General features: G+C 35.6%; 17 protein-coding genes. 3 read left to right on the top strand and 14 right to left on the bottom strand.

Annotated features, from left to right (window positions below; all coding sequences use genetic code 11):
* The first annotated feature begins 115 nt into the window (after positions 1–115).
* The gene (locus tag ABS768_RS00450; RefSeq protein WP_408072867.1) at positions 116–589 is read left to right on the top strand and encodes a GyrI-like domain-containing protein; all 474 of its coding nucleotides are present in this window, start codon (positions 116–118) and stop codon (positions 587–589) included.
* Here the strand turns inward: ABS768_RS00450 and ABS768_RS00455 are convergent, their stop codons facing one another.
* Positions 590–1,996, bottom strand: a complete 1,407-nt coding sequence (locus tag ABS768_RS00455) for a TlpA family protein disulfide reductase (protein WP_408072868.1) — start codon at positions 1,994–1,996, stop codon at positions 590–592.
* Between the two features lie 128 nt (positions 1,997–2,124).
* Here ABS768_RS00455 and ABS768_RS00460 point away from each other — a divergent pair, with 128 nt between their 5' ends.
* On the top strand, positions 2,125–3,753 hold the full coding sequence (locus ABS768_RS00460; protein WP_408072869.1) for an ABC-F family ATP-binding cassette domain-containing protein: 1,629 nt from the start codon (positions 2,125–2,127) through the stop codon (positions 3,751–3,753).
* 66 nt (positions 3,754–3,819) lie between these two features.
* Here ABS768_RS00460 and ABS768_RS00465 read toward each other — a convergent pair whose 3' ends face one another.
* The 6 genes from ABS768_RS00465 to ABS768_RS00490 form a co-directional block, all read right to left on the bottom strand.
* Positions 3,820–4,521 (bottom strand): hypothetical protein, encoded by a 702-nt coding sequence (locus ABS768_RS00465; protein WP_408072870.1) that lies wholly within the window; start codon positions 4,519–4,521, stop codon positions 3,820–3,822.
* A gap of 105 nt (positions 4,522–4,626) precedes the next feature.
* Positions 4,627–5,157, bottom strand: coding sequence for a GNAT family N-acetyltransferase (locus ABS768_RS00470; RefSeq protein ID WP_408072871.1), 531 nt, complete (start codon positions 5,155–5,157; stop codon positions 4,627–4,629).
* Between the two features lie 105 nt (positions 5,158–5,262).
* Entirely contained in the window at positions 5,263–5,442 is a 180-nt protein-coding gene (locus ABS768_RS00475; RefSeq protein ID WP_408072873.1) for a hypothetical protein, read from the bottom strand.
* Positions 5,443–5,505: 63 nt separating this feature from the next.
* Entirely contained in the window at positions 5,506–6,372 is an 867-nt protein-coding gene (locus ABS768_RS00480; RefSeq protein WP_408072875.1) for a bestrophin family protein, read from the bottom strand.
* Positions 6,373–6,431: 59 nt separating this feature from the next.
* Positions 6,432–7,715 carry a cryptochrome/photolyase family protein gene (locus ABS768_RS00485; protein ID WP_408072877.1) on the bottom strand — a complete coding sequence of 428 codons (1,284 nt, stop codon included), beginning with the start codon at positions 7,713–7,715 and terminating at the stop codon, positions 6,432–6,434.
* 6 nt (positions 7,716–7,721) lie between these two features.
* Positions 7,722–8,183: an SRPBCC family protein gene (locus tag ABS768_RS00490; RefSeq protein ID WP_408072879.1), complete on the bottom strand. Its 462-nt coding sequence runs from the start codon at positions 8,181–8,183 to the stop codon at positions 7,722–7,724.
* 155 nt (positions 8,184–8,338) lie between these two features.
* On the opposite strand from ABS768_RS00490, the gene ABS768_RS00495 reads away from it, so the two are divergent.
* Entirely contained in the window at positions 8,339–9,193 is an 855-nt protein-coding gene (locus ABS768_RS00495) for a DUF2911 domain-containing protein (protein WP_408072881.1), read from the top strand.
* A 56-nt stretch (positions 9,194–9,249) separates the two neighbouring features.
* Here ABS768_RS00495 and ABS768_RS00500 read toward each other — a convergent pair whose 3' ends face one another.
* The 7 genes from ABS768_RS00500 to ABS768_RS00530 all read right to left on the bottom strand — a co-directional run bounded on the left by ABS768_RS00500 (position 9,250) and on the right by ABS768_RS00530 (position 18,430).
* Positions 9,250–10,956, bottom strand: a complete 1,707-nt coding sequence (locus ABS768_RS00500) for a sodium:solute symporter (RefSeq protein ID WP_408072883.1) — start codon at positions 10,954–10,956, stop codon at positions 9,250–9,252.
* Positions 10,957–11,125: 169 nt separating this feature from the next.
* Positions 11,126–13,615: a PIG-L family deacetylase gene (locus ABS768_RS00505; protein WP_408072885.1), complete on the bottom strand. Its 2,490-nt coding sequence runs from the start codon at positions 13,613–13,615 to the stop codon at positions 11,126–11,128.
* Between the two features lie 27 nt (positions 13,616–13,642).
* The gene (locus tag ABS768_RS00510; protein WP_408072887.1) at positions 13,643–14,230 is read right to left on the bottom strand and encodes a Maf-like protein; all 588 of its coding nucleotides are present in this window, start codon (positions 14,228–14,230) and stop codon (positions 13,643–13,645) included.
* Positions 14,223–15,131, bottom strand: coding sequence for a geranylgeranylglycerol-phosphate geranylgeranyltransferase (locus ABS768_RS00515; RefSeq protein ID WP_408072889.1), 909 nt, complete (start codon positions 15,129–15,131; stop codon positions 14,223–14,225). Before ABS768_RS00515 ends, ABS768_RS00510 begins: the two co-directional genes overlap by 8 nt.
* 34 nt (positions 15,132–15,165) lie before the next feature.
* Positions 15,166–15,693: a KdsC family phosphatase gene (locus ABS768_RS00520; protein ID WP_408072891.1), complete on the bottom strand. Its 528-nt coding sequence runs from the start codon at positions 15,691–15,693 to the stop codon at positions 15,166–15,168.
* Positions 15,677–16,435 (bottom strand): Rossmann-like and DUF2520 domain-containing protein, encoded by a 759-nt coding sequence (locus ABS768_RS00525; protein ID WP_408072893.1) that lies wholly within the window; start codon positions 16,433–16,435, stop codon positions 15,677–15,679. Before ABS768_RS00525 ends, ABS768_RS00520 begins: the two co-directional genes overlap by 17 nt.
* 63 nt (positions 16,436–16,498) lie before the next feature.
* Positions 16,499–18,430, bottom strand: a complete 1,932-nt coding sequence (locus ABS768_RS00530; RefSeq protein WP_408072895.1) for a M1 family metallopeptidase — start codon at positions 18,428–18,430, stop codon at positions 16,499–16,501.
* Positions 18,431–18,512 lie beyond the last annotated feature (82 nt).

Here is an 18,512-nt window from a genome sequence, read left to right on the forward strand (position 1 = left end):
TATCAAAAATATAATTTTATTAGTTTAATTGTTAAAATATTCAATATATTATTCTGTCAAAGTTTTGTAGTGGATTTGCATCCAGTTAATTCAATCAGGTTTATATCTTTGAGATATGATTCCGATAATTACAACTATTTCTGCCAAAAAACTGATTGGCGTTAGTCTAAACATGTCGTTTATTGATAATAAGACGGCCGAATTATGGCGTAGTTTTATGCCAAGGCGAAAAGAGATTGCTAATAATATTAGCAATGAGATGTATTCATTACAGGTGTATGATGAAAATTTCTTTTCACAGTTTAATCCTGTTACCGAATTCAAAAAATGGGCACTGGTTGAAGTAACTGATTTTAACACTATTCCCGGAGGAATGGAGACATTTGAACTGGAAGAAGGGATGTATGCTGTGTTTTATTACAAAGGAAGTCCCGCTAATGCAACACAGGTATTTAGCTATATAATGAAAGAATGGTTGCCACAGTCGGGGTATGTTTTAGATAATCGCCCGCATTTTGAAGTGTTAGGGGAGAAGTATAAAAATGGCAGTGACGAATCGGAAGAAGAAATCTGGATACCAATAAGGTAATTAGCGAAGGTGTCGGCTAAAGTTTGAATCCATTAAATTGGCAAAACCTTTTTTTATGGTACCGTCGGGATTAAGCACAATCGTTCGGTTTATTTTAGTGAACGCCCACTTATCTTTTAATGCCTTGAAGTTAGAAGCTCTTAAATGGCAGGCATTTTCAAGATAGTACTCCTTCATTGTTTTTTTCCATTCCTCATCTTCATCAACATTTATAGCTATAAAATCTATTTCTCCATATTGCTGTTTGAGCAAGTCTATTTTCTTATCAATAACTTTGAGTCTTGATTTAGAACAGCTTGTCCAGAAAAATATAACTGTTTTTTCATTAATACCATTATTTATATCTATAGGATTATCATAACTATCCACGAGCTCTATTTCAGGGAGTTTATTACCTTCACTCAGTTCATCCACAGCTTGCCCTATACGTACAATTTCATTACTGTCATCATCATCTGTAGACAATTCGTTAAAACACTCCAAAAAGGCTTCGTGATTCACAATATTTTTATCTTCAAGAAGGTAGTTAAAAGCAAGTGTATTTAGTACCTGATTTTTTACATCTTCATTTATGAATATTGAGTCGGCTAGGTTTAGTTTTGTAATGTTTTCTTCAAGTGTATCTTCCGGAATATTATAAGGTTCATGTTTGCTTATAGCCATATTATTAAGCATAGCTGTAAAATATCTTACAAAAGGCGTATAGTTGGTAAGCTTGGGGTTATTAAATTCTATTTCATCTCTATAATCATAATAATCATTAGGGATAAGATCGTTTATTTTTTTTCCGGTTTTTAAGGCGTGTGCGTAGGGATAGTATTCTTTTTTAGAGAAGTAGTTAAAGTCCAGCCTGGCTTTTACATAAAAATCAAAACCACTGCTCCATTCCAGTCTTGATTTTTCTTCTTCATAATAGGCTATTCTTTTTTGGTAAGTGGAATCAATGCATTTTGTGAATTTATCAAAGTCATAATCAAAAACGGAGAAACAGCTGTTGCGGTCTTTTTCATTAACAAGGTATAATTCCATCATGAAATTATTTTTCTCATTACCCTTACCGCTAAATACTATAGATTCATCAAAGTGCCTTGTATCTATATTTACCATCAGGCTGTCATTTTTATCAAAGTATACATATTGATAGTAAGGCTCATGTTTAAAACTGTACATTCCGGGAGTAAGGGAGTCAAACTTTATAAAGAATCTGTTATTCTCGTCTAATGTTATAGTATCAATAACTTTATTATCACGACAAAAATAAATGTGATCTGATTTTGGGCTGGTTATTTCACCACCAAAATAAGCTTCATAATTGTTACGGTTTCCACATGAGGATAAGGTAACAATTATTGTAAATAACAGTAGTAAATTTTTATAGTAGTTTGTCATTGTGTTTTTTCCGTACATTAACAAAAATATTTGTTCTTATGTATGCAAGCTGTTAAAACACCGTTAAAATATTTTAATGTTTATTATAACATTGGCCAATAGGATACTGCTTGTATTTTTCGTAGTTTTGCCAAAAATTTTTTAAAATGCTTTCAGTTTCAAATTTATCAGTTCAGTTTGGTAAAAGAATTTTATTCGACGAAGTAAACACCTCTTTTACTCAGGGTAACTGTTATGGTATTATTGGTGCTAACGGTGCCGGTAAATCTACTTTCTTAAAAATACTTGCAGGAGATATAGACCCAACTTCAGGACATGTGTTCCTTGAACCGGGCAAACGTATGTCGGTACTTAACCAGAACCACAATATGTTTGACGAGCATACAGTACTTGAAACCGTAATGATGGGGAACAAGACGCTATTTGCTGTAAAAAAGGAGATGGATGAAATTTACCTTAAACCTGACTTTTCTGATAAAGATGGTGAAAGAGTAGGTGAGCTTCAGGTTGTTTTTGAAGAAATGAACGGTTGGAATGCTGATTCAGATGCTGCAACCTTATTATCAAGCTTAGGTATTGGTGAAGAATTTCACTATACCCTTATGGGAGATATGGACAGTAAGCTGAAAGTACGTGTGTTATTGGCGCAGGCTTTGTTTGGTAATCCTGATGTTCTTATTATGGATGAGCCTACCAACGACCTTGACTTTGAAACAATTTCATGGTTAGAGAATTTTCTGGCTAACTACGATAATACTGTAATTGTTGTATCTCACGACCGTCACTTCCTGGATGCTGTTTGTACACATATTTCAGATATTGACTTCAGTAAGATTAACCATTACTCAGGTAACTATACCTTCTGGTATGAGTCAAGCCAGCTGGCTGCTAAACAAAGAGCACAGCAAAACAAAAAAGCTGAAGAGAAGAAAAAAGAACTTCAGGAGTTCATTATGCGTTTTAGCGCTAACGTGGCTAAGTCTAAACAGGCTACCAGCCGTAAAAAAATGCTTGAGAAACTTAAAGTTGATGATATTAAACCTTCAAGCAGACGTTATCCTGCAATTATATTTGAACAGGAACGTGAGGCTGGAGACCAGATACTTAATATCACTGACCTAAGTGCTTCTATTGACGGAGAGCTTCTGTTCAAAGACCTTAACCTTAATATGGCTAAAGGTGACAAGATAGTAGTAGTATCAAGAGATTCACGTGCCACATCTGCTTTTTATGAAATTATAAACGGTAAAATCAAACCGGATAGCGGTAAATTTGAGTGGGGCGTTACTACTATACAGTCGTACCTTCCGGGAGAAAACCATGAGTTTTTTGATACCGACCTTAGTCTTGTAGACTGGTTACGTCAATGGGCAACTACAGAGGAAGAACGCGATGAGGTTTATATCCGTGGTTTCCTGGGTAAAATGTTATTTAGCGGAGAGGAGGCTTTAAAATCTTCAAGAGTATTATCGGGAGGAGAGAAAGTACGTTGTATGCTTTCAAGAATGATGATGTTAAGAGCTAACGTTTTAATGCTTGATGAGCCTACAAACCACCTTGACCTTGAATCGATTACAGCATTTAACAACTCGCTTAAAAACTTCAAAGGATCAGTACTGTTCACAACTCATGATCACGAGTTTGCACAAACTGTAGGTAACAGGGTATTGGAAATTACACCAAACGGAGTTATTGATCGTTATATGACATTTGATGATTATCTTGATGATGAGAAAATCAAAGAATTGAGAAAGAAAATGTATGCTTCAAGCTAACAGATAAATAAACTAAAAAGCCCGAATCATTACTTCGGGCTTTTTTTATATCCAATATTTTAAATATTACTCTGATTTGTCTTTAGTTGATGGGGGAGCTGTAGCAGGAGTATCTTCCTTAACTATAATTACTGTAGCCTTAAATCCTGTTGCAAGATTCCACTGATTGGACGTAAGGAGCTTACGGTTGTCGTCATATATCCTTATATCTGCCGTATTTGGACCGGTTGTACCCTGATTTAATGCTTCAAAGTCAATTTTATTAAAGCCAGGTGAAAGTCGTATTTGTATAGCCGACGGATTATTGGCTAATACAAAATTACTAATAACTATTTTGCCGTTAAGCCAAATTCTTATCCTGTCACCATCCTGTAAACCAAAGTCGGCTGCAAATGAATTTACATACTCCGCATTGGTTCGTATTTCACCCAAAAACATATCACCCCGATAGGCTTCATTTGATTCACCGCCCATTTTAATTTTCACTCTATCCTCATATTGATCGGTATTATCAGCAAACTGACTTTCTGTAGACATAGGAGATGTATCTGTTCTGTCTACACCAATCTGAAAACGAGGGTCTAGTTCTTTTTTTGGAGGTTCAAAACTAAACAGGCTTGGAGTCTCATCATCAGTTTCGGGTTCAGGTGATGTTTGCGGATTTTCCTCACGCGGTATGGCAATACCTCCGCGTGGCTTATCGCCACCCTGAGCCATTAGCTTTGGGGTAAGGCAAAGTATAAGCAAAAGGGTACAAAGGTATTTCATATAGGTTTTGATCTTTTTAACGTAAGCAGCAATTAGCGTGCCTAAAATAATACAGTACAAATTAAGTAAAAATAAATCAGCTTTTACAAAAAACGGATGTTGTACTTATATTATTGCCCCGTTTGTTTCCCATAGTTTTACTACCTGTTCAAACGTAATGGAGCCTGGTGTAGTGATATATTCCTTTACTAATCTAAATCCTGCTTTTTCAAGTGTTTTGTTTGGTGATGGGTTAAAGGCATTTGGCTGGCAGTATAGTTTTTTAAGTTTAAGGTTATTAAAATATGCTGCTGTACTCATTTTAATAAAATCAATACCATAACCTTTGTTTCTGTATTGTTCGTGCCAAATATGTAAATGCATATAACCATGATCCTTATAAACAAGCGGGTTTAGGTTACTGTGTCCTATTGGCTTGTCATCTACATACCAAACGACACCATATACTTTTTTCTCATTATAGGGTAAGGTAATCTGAGTTTGCAGCATTGTGATGAAATCCTCTCTGGCAGGGAGTTTTTCTACATCAACCCCCATATTTAAAAGATATTCATTATCAGAATTAAACCAATAGTCTGCAATAAGTTTTACATCTTTATGCTCTATTTCTTTTATAGATAATTTGTTTCCAGTCATATTTTTACGTCATTTTCACTATGAGGTAAATAAGAAGTAGGTTTAAGTAAAACCATAGATATACATTGCGAAAGTACATTCAACTCTCTTACCGGGAATTATTAATTATTTATGCCTTCCTGATCGGTTTTTCTCGGCATCCCAGTTATTGATGCTGTCTTTCTCATCCCTAAAATCCTCCCGGGTTATTTTACCTGATTTATCATAATGAGCATTAGTGTCTACACTGTCGGTATACTGGGTAACACCATCATCATCATGTTCTTTTTTATCTTCGGCTTCCATAGTATCTTTTAAAGTATAATATTAAGGAAATTACAAATGTGAAAATGTTAACGGGAAACTAAATTAATAGATTAGCTCCTCCACATTTTTTTGCATCATTTCAGCAAGCCTTGCTGTTGGCAGGTCGTTAGGGTCATAACCAAACGGATCTTCAATCTCTTCGGCAATAAGTTCCAAGCTTGCAAGTACATAAAAAATTACTATAACAACAGGTATCACCAAGTAACCAAGTGAAAACACGTAACCAAAAGGTAATGACATTACATATATAAATATAAATTTCTTTATAAAAGCACTGTAAGAGTAGGGAATAGGGGTATTTTTAATTCTTTCACAAATACCACAAATATCGGTTAATGACTGCATTTCGGCATTAAGTACAATAAGCTGGTCTCCTGTAATTTTTCCCTGTTCGTATAACTCATTAATTTTAGCGATTATAGTTTTTGCTATCTGGTTTGGCTTATGCTTATAATGATCGTCAGATAGGGTAGCATTATCAAAAAGTTCGTGCTTAACATCTACGTTTTTAAGGTGCAGGTTCAAAACGGCAGAATAGGCAGGGATAAGTTTCCTGAAAATTTCCTTATCCTTATCACTTTTTACCATAACAGCTATTTTAATAGCCAGATTTCGGCTGTTGTTTACCAGTGCTCCCCAAGCTTTTCGGCCTTCCCACCAACGATCGTAAGCTGTATTGGTCCTAAACACGAGTAATAACGATATAACAAATCCCAACAGGGTATGCATTACAGTTATGTTTTTAACATGGCTGCTTTCAGACACCTTCCAGTATTCCAGTTCAAGGTACGCTACACCTAATGAATACAAACCGATGGCAAGCATTAAAGGAAGTAACTTTCTGAATGTGTCGGCCTTATGAAAACGGAATATGAATGAAAACCACTCTTTTGGGTTGTATGCTATCATCTGTTTGGTTGTATAGTATTGCTACACAAATGTATTTAAAGTTTATGTTTTGCCAAATATTATTGTACGGCTTGCTTATAAACTTTAAGTGCTCTCTCACGTGCTTCTTTGTGATCTACAATTGGCCTATAGTTTATTTCCTGATATTCAGGTACCCATTTTTTTATATATTTTAAATCAGGATCAAATTTTTTGGCTTGTTCTATAGGGTTAAACACCCTGAAGTAAGGAGCAGCATCTACACCACTTCCTGCGGCCCATTGCCAGTTACCTACGTTACTGGATTGTTCGTAGTCTAATAGCTTTTCGGCAAAATAAGCTTCACCCCAGCGCCAGTCAATTAGCAGGTGTTTACATAAAAAACTGGCTACCACCATACGTACCCTGTTATGCATATAGCCGGTGTTGTTCAGTTCACGCATGCCGGCATCTACCATAGCATATCCGGTTTTACCATCACACCATGCTTTAAATTCCGTTTCATTATTACGCCATTTGATGTTGTCGTATTTAGGACGGAAGCTCTTACTAACCGTTTCGGGGAAATGCCATAATATTTGCATAAAAAACTCACGCCATATCAGTTCGTTTAAAAAAGTCTGGTTTTTACTTTCTAATGCCTTTTTAACTAACTGACGAACACTCACCGAACCAAAACGTAAATGCGGACTCAAAAACGAAGTTCCTTCAATAGAGGGAATGTTTCGGGTGTCTTCATAATTATCTATAAGGCTAGGGGCGGTATTGTAGGGTTTAACTTTTATGTCACTTTTTGAGAAACCAATATCCTTTAACTCTAAAAACGGATACGAATGTGAAGCTAAATTATCAAGCTTGTTTTCCGGATGATGTTGTCTGATATCACTTTCGGTAAACTTTTCTTTCCATTTTTTCATAAATGGTGTGTATACCACATAAGGAGTTCCGTCATCCTTAACTACTTCATTTTTTTCAAATATTACCTGATCTTTAAAATGCTTAAATACAATATTATTATCTTTAAATAATTGAAGTATAGCTTTATCTCTTTTTAAAGCGTAAGGTTCATAGTCATGGTTGGTGTAAACAGCTTTTATTTTGTTTTCGGAGACCAGTTTTTTGAATACATTTTCAGGAGTATCATGAAATACTGCAAGTGAACTGTTATGTGATTTGAAAGCTTTATTCAGGTCACTAAGAAGTTCATATATAAAAGTTACTCTTGCATCACTTTTAGGTAATTCATCAAGAATGTTTTTATCAAAAATAAATATGGGTAACACTTTTTCATCACTGTTCAATGCTTCGTAGAGCCCGGTATTGTCTTCTATTCGTAAATCCCTTCTAAACCAGAATATGTTCATGTTCAATTAGTCGTTAAATTCTCCAAAAAGTTCAATTAGCTTATTTTTTCTGTACTCAAAAATTTCTTCCAGTTTAGGTTTTACCATAAAAGGCTGCACCATTTTGCCTAATATACCCATAGGAAGTTTGTAGTGTATAATATCTTCCATTTCAACACCTCCTGCTATCTCTTTTAAAAAGTGTTTATGATGCCAAAATTTATAAGGACCAAAACGTTGCTCATCAACAAAAAAGTGCTTATCCTCAACATGGGTTATCTCGGTTACCCATTCCATTTTTAACCCCAGTAACGGACTAACATGGTAATGTATAATCTGTCCGGCAAACATATCCTTATCATCACCAGATAATGTTACGAAACCCATTGAGGGTGGGGTAATTACGGCAAGGTTTTTGGGAGTAGAAATAAAGTTCCAAGCTTCATTTAAACTTACAGGTATTTTTTGTGTTTTATGTAGTGTGTACAAAACAGGCTATATTTTAAGTATTAAACTGTGTGAAGTTAGGGAACACAAGGGAATTTTAAGCTTTGTTGAACCTTATTTTTGGTATTTTTTAACAATCGTAAAACGCATAATCATTAATTTCGCAGTATCAATATATAAAACAAAATCAGGTTAAAATGAAAAAATTACTTATTGCAGGTGCTATAATGCTGGGCTGCTTAACAACAAACGCTCAGGTACAGACTCCAATGGCTAGTCCGTCAGCAAAAATTGAACAGACCGTAGGGCTTACAAATGTTAAAATTGATTATTCACGCCCAAGTGCCAGAGGAAGATCTGTTTATGGAGAGTTAGTTCCTTTTGGGAAATTATGGAGAACCGGTGCGAATACTAATACTGTTATTACTTTTAGTGATGATGTAGTTATTGACGGAAAAACACTTCCTAAAGGTGAGTATGCCTTATATACTTTACCAAAGGCAGACAGCTGGGATATTATTTTTTATGGTGATACACACAACTGGGGATTACCTGAAAAATGGGATGAGAAAAAAGAGGTTTTAAGAACTACAGTTAAACCGGAGTTTCTTCCTAAAAACATAGAGACATTTACTATTAACATTGCAGATCTTGATAATGACTTTGCAAACCTTGAATTGTCTTGGGAAAGAACCAAAGTTACTTTAAAATTCGTCGTTCCTACTAAGGAAAAAGCCATTGAAAGTATTGAAACTGCAATGGCAGGGCCAAGTGCTGGCGATTACTTCTCTGCAGCACAATACTACTACCAGTCTAACGCCGATATGAATAAAGCTTTAGATTGGATTAATAATTCTATCGCTAAGACACCAAGCGGACAGGATGTTCCATTTTATATTTTAAGACAAAAATCTCTTATCCAGGCTAAAATGGGAGATAAGAAAGGTGCTATTGAAACTGCAAAACAATCACTGGCAGGTGCGGAAAAAGCAAACAATTATGATTATGTAAAAATGAATAAGGATTCTATTCTTGAATGGAGCAGAAAGTAATCTTTTCTAAATAAATATATACTAAAAAGGCCGGTTGTAAAACCTGCCTTTTTATATTATGCTTCTTCCATTGGCTTGCTCTTATCGAGTATTGGCTGTAGTATCAGTGATAGGAAAATGGTTAACATGGCACCTATAAAGTTAAGCCAAAGGTAACCTATGTGATCTGTTCTTACATAATCATACCATATATAAATAACAGCTGTTTGGGTTATTAAAGCTCCCCAAAATATTGCCTGTGCCTTTATATATTTAATATAGAAAGCAACAAGGAAAATACCCAGCACGGTTCCGTAGAATATAGAACCTATTATATTAACTAATTGTATAAGATTTTCAAACAAGGTGCCTACACAAGCAAAAAGTATAGCCACAACTCCCCATAAAAGTGTAAACATCTTAGTAGCATTGACATAATGCTTTTCTGATTTTTGCCCCACATTACGCTTATAAATATCTATAGCTGTGGTAGAGGCGAGGGCATTTAATCCTGAAGCCGATGATGACATTGCTGCCGAGAATATTACAGCTAGTAATAATCCTACAAGGCCTCTTGGCAGGAAGTTTAATATAAAGTACAGAAAAACATAATCCTTATCGTTAGTTTCAGCTTTCTCGCTTACTTTCTTTATCAATCCTTTTGCCTTATCTCTTAGGCCCTTTTCCCTTGCATTAAGGGTAACCATTTTATTATGGAGCTCTTTATTATCGTAATCCTGATTAAGTTGATTTACATAAATCATACTTATTTCCTTCTTTTCAAGGGCAAGTTCTTCAAGCTGCTTTTCCAGTCCGGCATATTCATCACTGTATTGTGATTCCTTTAAAACCTTTACATTATTAGGATTAAAGTGTAGCGGGGCAGAATGGAACTGAAAAAAAATAAAAACCATTACACCTATAAGCAGTATAAAAAACTGCATAGGTACTTTTAATAGTCCGTTCATAATAAGCCCCATCTGACTTTCCCTGATAGATTTCCCTGAAAGATAACGCTGTACCTGAGACTGATCGGTCCCGAAATAAGCAAGCATCAAAAAGAAACCTCCGGCAATACCACTCCAAATGGTATATTTTTCGGCAGGGTCAAATGAAAAGTCAACAATGTTCATTTTATCGTTAGCTCCTGCTATGTGTAATGCATTGGCAAAACTAAGCTCATCTGGAAGATAACTCAGGATGATAAAAAAAGTAATTATCATTCCTGACATGATTACAAACATTTGTTGTTTTTGGGTAACATTTACAGCCTTTGTACCACCAGAGAAGGTATAGATAATAACAAGTACACCAATTATAAGGTTCATTAAGTTAAGGTTCCAGCCTAAAAGTGAAGACAATATAATAGCAGGTGCATAAATAGTAAGCCCCGTACCAAGCCCTCTTTGAATTAAAAATATTATTGAGGCAAGCGAACGTGTTTTAAGATCAAATCGTTGTTCTAAAAATTCATAGGCTGTAAATACCTTTAACTTGTGATATAAAGGTATAAAGGTGATACATATAACCACCATTGCCAAAGGCATACCAAAGTAAAACTGTACGAAGCCCATACCATCATGGTAGGCTTGACCGGGTGTAGAAAGAAACGTAATGGCACTGGCCTGTGTAGCCATAACCGATAGCCCTACTGTCCACCAAGGCGTTTCGTTATTTCCAAGTATAAACTCCTCTACGTTTTTACTACCACGGGTTTTCATAACACCGTAAACAACAATAAAAAGTAGTGTAACCGAAAGTATAATCCAGTCTATTGCCTGCATCTATGTAAATATTTGCATTATAAAATAAAACACTAGTATGTAGATAACGTTAAGTAGTATTACTAACGAATAACTTTTTTTCCAAGCATTGGGATTATCTTTCATACAATTCTTTTTTAGGTTTAAATAGGACTGGCAAACATCATATTTGTTACACCAGCCGTTAACTTTATTTGCCCAATGCAATTATGTTTGCCATGAGCCTGTAAGCCCCGGAAACCCCTTCAGGTAATTCTCTGAAAAAGCTCAATCCGGTATAAATATAATAACCTTTTCCGTGCTTTGCTATAAGCAGTGCACCTTTTTTAGAAGACTCACCCTTATCATGAGATGATAGGATAGGGGTAAATTCTGCCCCCCATTCATCAGGATAATACAATCCCTGTTCCTGCACCCAGCCTTTAAAATCGTTCTCGGTAATCTTGTTAGGTTTATTTAAAACAGGATTTTCAGGTGCTAAAAAGGTTACTTCGGCATCTTCTTCGGTAACCCTGTCTCTTGATATACGAAGATGATAAGGTGCAAAATCCCTGATAGATAAATGACCTGTGGTATTGTATTGTACAATCATATTACCACCTTCTTTCACATAATCAAAAAGAATTTGTTGCTTGTATATCAAATCGTCCAGTACATTATAGGCACGAATCCCCATTATAACAGCATCAAAGTCTTTTAGAATATCAGGAGTAATTAACTGCGGATTAAGTAAAGTTACTTCATATCCCATTTGCCTAAGGCTTTCAGGAACATTATCTCCGGCCCCCATTATGTAGGCAATCCTTCTGCCTTTAATTTCGATATCTGCTTTTGTAAATTTGGCTATAGACGGTAATAATACCTGTTGTTTAGCAATATGTGGATAATCTATAATTATCTGTTCCTTATCATATTGTTTATTGTTAACTAAAGCAATACTTTCTGCTACTGCTTCTTCAGAATGTGATGGAGGAGTAACCTCAAATGATACTATTTGTTCACTTCCTTTAGTTTCCAGATTAAACGGAATTGAAGCAGGGCTTACCTTCCATGTGTCAGGTAATTTTAATTGAAGTTTACCGCTACAGTTGTCTTTACCTGCGCTTATTTTAACCTGTACAGTCTGTTTTTTGTTGTCTTTAAACAGTTGTACTTTGTTAAGTATTTTTGTTGTTACTGCCGGAACCACATCAAAAGGCTGATATACTTCGCCAAAAGCAGGGTCATTATATTTATATACCAGTTCTCTTTTAAAAGGAATTATTACCCCGTCAATTTCAACTTCAAAGCTTATGTACAAATCTCTAATAATATCGGGTATACCTATTTTTTGCTGATCGTTTACGGTATACATCCCTTTATTTCCTTTTTCTTTAAGCCAATAAGGTGAGGTGTACTCTATATCCTGAGGGATGGTAACAGTAAAGTTATCTCCTTTATCTACATTGTTTTGTAACGGAATATTATGGATAAAGGTTTCATCGTCAGGATAAACCGTAAGAGACTTTAAAGTCATTGGTACTGCACTTCGGTTTATAGCTTCCCAATTTATGGTTATTTCACTACCCGGAGTTGCCGACTGGCTATTTGCCGATGCTTCAACAAACAGACCGCTGCATGCAGCAATTATATCCTTTATTTCCTTCGTTTTTATCTCTTTCCAGTAATTGTCATCAAGAGCCTGTATGTCTTTATAAACCTCTATTAGAGCTGGTAATAAGGATGAAGGTTTTTTATAATTGTAGTTGTCCAGTATATTTTGTACTGCTTTACCAATTTTCTTTCCGTTTTTAACTCTGTTCCATGAAGTATCAATCCCTTCAAAAAGGTTTTGTTTATCCTTTAGATTGTCACCTTTTATCAATTCCAGGTACTCCATATCATCTCCACGCACTCCTGTAGTACCAAAGCCCTGAGAACGGTGTCTGCTACGACTAAGCGCTGCTATTTCCTGATTTGATTTACCAAGCATAGGGTAGTATACTCCGGTAGAAAGGTTTATGTATTTCGATTTGTCGGCTTTATCAAACTGTTCTTTTCCGCCAAAAAACCACCATGATACATTAAAAAATACACGTTGGGTTTGCCAGGTATTTACAAATTTTAACTGATTAGGTGCATAATTAGGGTCATTTGCCAAACCAAAAGCCTCTTGGGTTAACATGGCAGATGAAGTATGATGCCCGTGTGTGGTTCCCGGTGTACGGTGGTCGAAACGGTTAATGATAATATCCGGTCTGAATTTCCTGATTATCCATACCATATCCTGTAATACTTCTTCCTTATCCCATATCTGTAGGGTTTCATCTGGCACTTTGGAGAAACCAAAATCATTCGCCCGGCTAAAAAACTGTTCACCTCCGTCAATCTTTCGGGCTTCAATCAGTTCCTGTGTACGGATAACACCTAATAGCTCCCTTAATTCAAGCCCTATAAGGTTTTGTCCGCCATCGCCACGTGTTAAAGCCAGATAACCTGTACGAGCCATTTTTTCGTTTGAAAGAAACGAAATAAGCCTTGTGTTCTCGTCATCAGGGTGAGCAGCTATATATAATGCTGTACCTAAGAAATTAAGTTTTTCAATTTTATGATAAATCTCTACCGATGAAGGTTTTTGTGGCTGCTGTGCAAACACCGAAACATAACAGAAGAGTAGGAGGTAACTAAAAAATTTATGCATGGTTATGATAGGCATTAAACCTTATAATTATTTTGTAAAAGAAACTAAATGTTGATATACCTTATCTACAGGTAAACCTACAACGTTAACATATGAACCTTCAATTTTTGCAATGGCTACAAGACCTATCCATTCCTGAATACCATAAGCCCCGGCTTTATCATAAGGCCTATAGTTTTCAAGATAATAGTATATTTCCTCGTCAGTCAGCGTATTGAAGGTAACTTTTGTAGTTTCATTAAATGTTACTGATTTTGAACTATTTTTTATACATACCGATGTTATTACATCGTGAGTATTACCTGATAGTGATTTGAGCATCTCAAAAGCATCTTCTTTGTCTGTTGGTTTTCCTAAGGCTTTATCTTTATGCCAAACGATGGTATCGCTTGTAATAAGAACATCATTGTCAGACAGTGTATCTGTAAGTGCAGCAGCTTTAAGTTCTGCAAGAAAATCGGTAATTTCTTCTGCCTTTAAATGATTAGGATATATTTCCTCAACATCCTTGAGGCGTATTTCAAAATCAATATCCAGTTCTTTTAAAAACTTTTGCCTTCGGGGAGATCCTGAAGCAAGTATAATATTGTAATGTTTCAGTTTATCATTAAGCATTGTTTTGAATATTAAAAGTTATAACTACTATGGATAATATAGTAAAAGCAAGAACCACTTTTAATGTAAGGCTTAGCCTGTCAAAATCTTTGGCTGTTTTAGCAGTCCATAGTTTTATCATAAAGTAAATAAGCGGACCCAGTATAAATATCAATACATAAAGTAGAGCATATAGTAACATTCCGTTTTCGTTAATAAAATAACTGTCAATGTAGTAAAGCGTCATAGCAACAGGTATAAGCGTAAGTCCTACTGCTATTTTTGCTACTCTGCTTTTTCCTAAAGCAATGGGTAATGTATTGATTCCGTTGTTATAATCTTTATCAGTATCCCTAAGATTTTTTATTATTTCCCTGATAACGCTTATTATAAAAGCAAAAGCGGCATAATCCAGAAATATACTGAATATAGTAGCCATGTATAATTTGTTATCTGGTGTTATTGAAGGGTATAAATTAAATACACCTATTAACACGACACTCACTGCTACAATACAGGCAACGATAATGTTATTAATTGCAATAGTATATTTAAGGCTTGTAGCATACAAATACATAGTGCCTGATAATATTATAAATACAAGTGTATAGCTAGGAGTGCCAATATAATTGGATATATAAAACCCAATCCCAACACCTACAATATTAAGCCCCATATATAGGTTGTAAGCCATACTTTCGGTTATACCGTATTTTTCTTCTACATCATTATCAATTATATTATTGATAAGAAAACCACCGGCTCCTATGCATACTGCCGATATGGTTAGTAATAAAAACTGAAGGTTGTTTAATGCAAGTGGAAGGCCAGACTGCATTTCTAAAAATCCATATCTGAATGTACAAAAGGCAAATGCAATAAGTAAAAGGTTTCCGTAGCGTATAAGTCGGGCTGTTTTCATCAAGCTTATTTAGTCCTGTTTAGTGTTTGTTTTATTAATCGTATTTGGCATTAAAATGTTCCATCCATTTTCCCTGTACTTTCATAACCTGTTCTATTACATCACGCACACATCCCGTTCCTCCGTTTTTATGAGAAATATATTTGCTTATTTCTTTAATTTCGGGCGCTGCATCTTGTGGACATGTGGCTAAGCCTACCAGTTTCATTACATGATAATCAGGAATATCATCCCCCATGTAAAGTACATTTTCAGGTTTTATGTTGTAAATATCGGTAAACTCATCAAAAGTTTCTACTTTATTTGGCACACCAAGATAAATATCTGTAATTCCCAGGTTTCTTAATCGCACTCTTACACCTTCATTGCTCCCTCCGGAAATGATACAAACCGTGTATCCGTTTTTTACAGCGGCCTTCATGGCATAACCGTCACGAATATTCATATTTCTTAACATCTCTCCTGTAGGGGTTACATGTATTGTACCATCGGTTAGCACGCCATCCACATCAAAAACAAATGTGGTAATATCGTTCATTATCTCTTTATAGCTTTTTGACATCCTGTATAGATTGTGTAATTAACTTATATATTTCTTTTTGTATATCGTTGTTTATAAAATCAATATGCTTTTCAATAGTTTGCCTATCATTTCTTACGGCCGGGCCTGTTTGGGCAGCTATTGGATCCATTTGCTGTACTTTATCGGCAGTTTCCAGTATTAAAGGCTTAAGGATATCAAACGGAATATTATGTTCTTCACATACGTTTTTACCCTGTACATACATATGATTCACAAAATTGCTTACAAATACAGCCGCAACATGCAGTGCTTTTCGTTGTTGTGAACTTATGTTGTAAACGCTATGGGAAATGCTGTTGGCAAGTTGTTCTAAAATGCTGTAATCTTTCTCAAATTCACTTTCCAAACATAACGGAACCGTATTGAAATTTACTGATTTGTTTTTTGAAAATGTTTGTAACGGATAAAAAACTCCACGCCTGTTTTTGTTATTTAACTGTTCTAAAGCCACACTCCCGGAAGTATGCACAACAAGTCTGTTAGTAAATGGCAGGGAAGATGACACCTGTGCAATGGCATCATCTGTTACCGAAATAATATAAATATCGGCATCAGTTATATTCTCAAAAGAATCGGTAATTTTCTCTTTATCAATAATATGATATAAATTTTCCGGATTACGGGCATAAACCTGAACCAACTGTACGGTTTCACTCTCTTTAAAGACAGATATGAGATGCTGAGTTACATTGCCACTCCCTATAACAACTACTTTTAACATGGAGGCTAAATTATTAAAAAAAAGCTGGCTTAAAAAAAATGCCAGCTTTATATATTATTGTGTTTATTCTTCTTTAATCCATGTATTGTCTGTTGAGTCGATATCCGGTAAAAAACGCCCCGGATCTATATCTACAATTTTCACTTTTTTAGGTGATTTAAGCAGATATTTCCATTCATTACCTCTTTGCCATACCTCTACAGGAAGGGTTTTTATCTCGCTTGAATCATCTTCATAGAAAACCTTGAATACTACAGGCATTGGTATATCGCCTTTGTTCACAAATGTAATAATGGTAGAATTGTCATCATACTGTGAAACTTTAGTTATACCTAAATCCACATTACCATTACCTACAAACCACCCTTTCCAAAACCAGTTTAGGTTTTCTCCTGCTACATTTTCTATACAGTTAAAAAAATCAGATGGTTGTGGGTGCTTAAATGCCCAATTTCTTATATAAGTTTTGAAGGCATTGTCAAAGCGCTCGTGTCCTAAAATATATTCACGAAGCATTATAAGTCCCGTTGCGGGCTTATAGTAAGCTGTATAACCAAGGTTCATTGCTTTTGCAACATCAGGGTAGGTAGAGATACTTTCTCTTCCTTTCCATCTAAACCACATAACCCTGTTACGGCTCTTAGCAATATCTGAAGTATATTCACCATTGTTAAAATTAACAGTGCTGTAGTAATTTATAAAAGTATTGAAACCTTCGTCCATCCATGCGTAACGACGCTCGTTAGAACCTACAATCATGGGGAACCAGTTGTGCCCAAACTCATGATCGGTTACATCCCATAAATCAGCTCCCCAACTTTTAGCATGACAAAAAGAAACACCCGGATATTCCATACCTCCTGCATTAGAGGCTACATTAACAGCATTTGGATAAGGATAATCATACCACATAGATGAATAATGTTCTATTGATCCTTTAGTGTACTCTGTAGAGCGACTCCATCTGTCGTTACCATTACTCTCTTTTGTATAAACCGACTGTGCCATTGCTTTTTTACCGCTAGGAAGATTAATACGTGCTGCATCCCAAATAAAGTTTTTGGCAGCAGCAAAAGCTACATCACGTGTGTTTTCCATTTTAAAGTGCCAAGTCAGTTTCCCATTTTGCACAGGTCGTGTAACACTTGTATTTCCAACTTCTTCCGGTGATATGATATAAACTGTTTTATCGCTTTTAGAAGCCTGATCCAGTCTGTTTATCTCGTTTTTGGTAAGTACATCTTTAGCATTTACAAGTTCTCCCGAACCTACAACAATAAAATCATGGGGTACCGTTACTTTATAATCAAAGTTTCCGTACTCTACATAAAACTCACCCGCACCAAGGTAAGGTTCGGTATTCCATCCTACAACATCATCATAAACAGCTGCTCTTGGATACCATTGTGCCATAGAATAAGTGATGCCGTCTTCGGTTTTATATTGTCCCATCCTGTCCATTCCTTCCTCAGGTATTTTGAATTCAAAGTTCATTGAAACAGTTGCTTTGCCACCGTTTGCTTTGATTGGATTATCAAAAAACACCTGCATACGGGTATCGCTTATCAGGTATTTACCTGACTCTTTACCTTTTGACTTAGCTACAAGATTTGTAATTGTAAGTCCGCCATTAGTATCGCCTGAATATCTGTTTCCTGCAATAGGGGTGGTAAGTGTACCTCTTGAGTCTTCGGTAAAACGGTTTTGTTCTACATACATCCAAACATACTCTAGTTCCTGCGGACTATTATTATGGTATGTCATAGTCATTTTACCTTTAAGTATATTGTTTACATCATCGAGTTCGGCCTCAATAACATAATCGGCGCTGTTTTGCCAGTATTCCGGTCCGGGAATCCCCGATGCAGAACGGTATACGTTACCTCGCCTGTACATAAAATCGTCAAACTTATTCTGGTTATTAGCATCAACTTCCTGAGCAAAAGCAGTAATACCCAAAAAGCCTGCTAAAAGAGTACAAAAAAATCTTTTCATTAAAATGTGGTTGTTTAGTTTTCTTTTAGTTGTATTCAATATTTTGATTTTTATTTCACAAAAGCCATGCCTTTAAAAACAA

This window comes from Flavobacterium rhizophilum (assembly GCF_046000485.1).
Classification (GTDB): Bacteria; Bacteroidota; Bacteroidia; order Flavobacteriales; family Flavobacteriaceae; genus Flavobacterium; species Flavobacterium rhizophilum.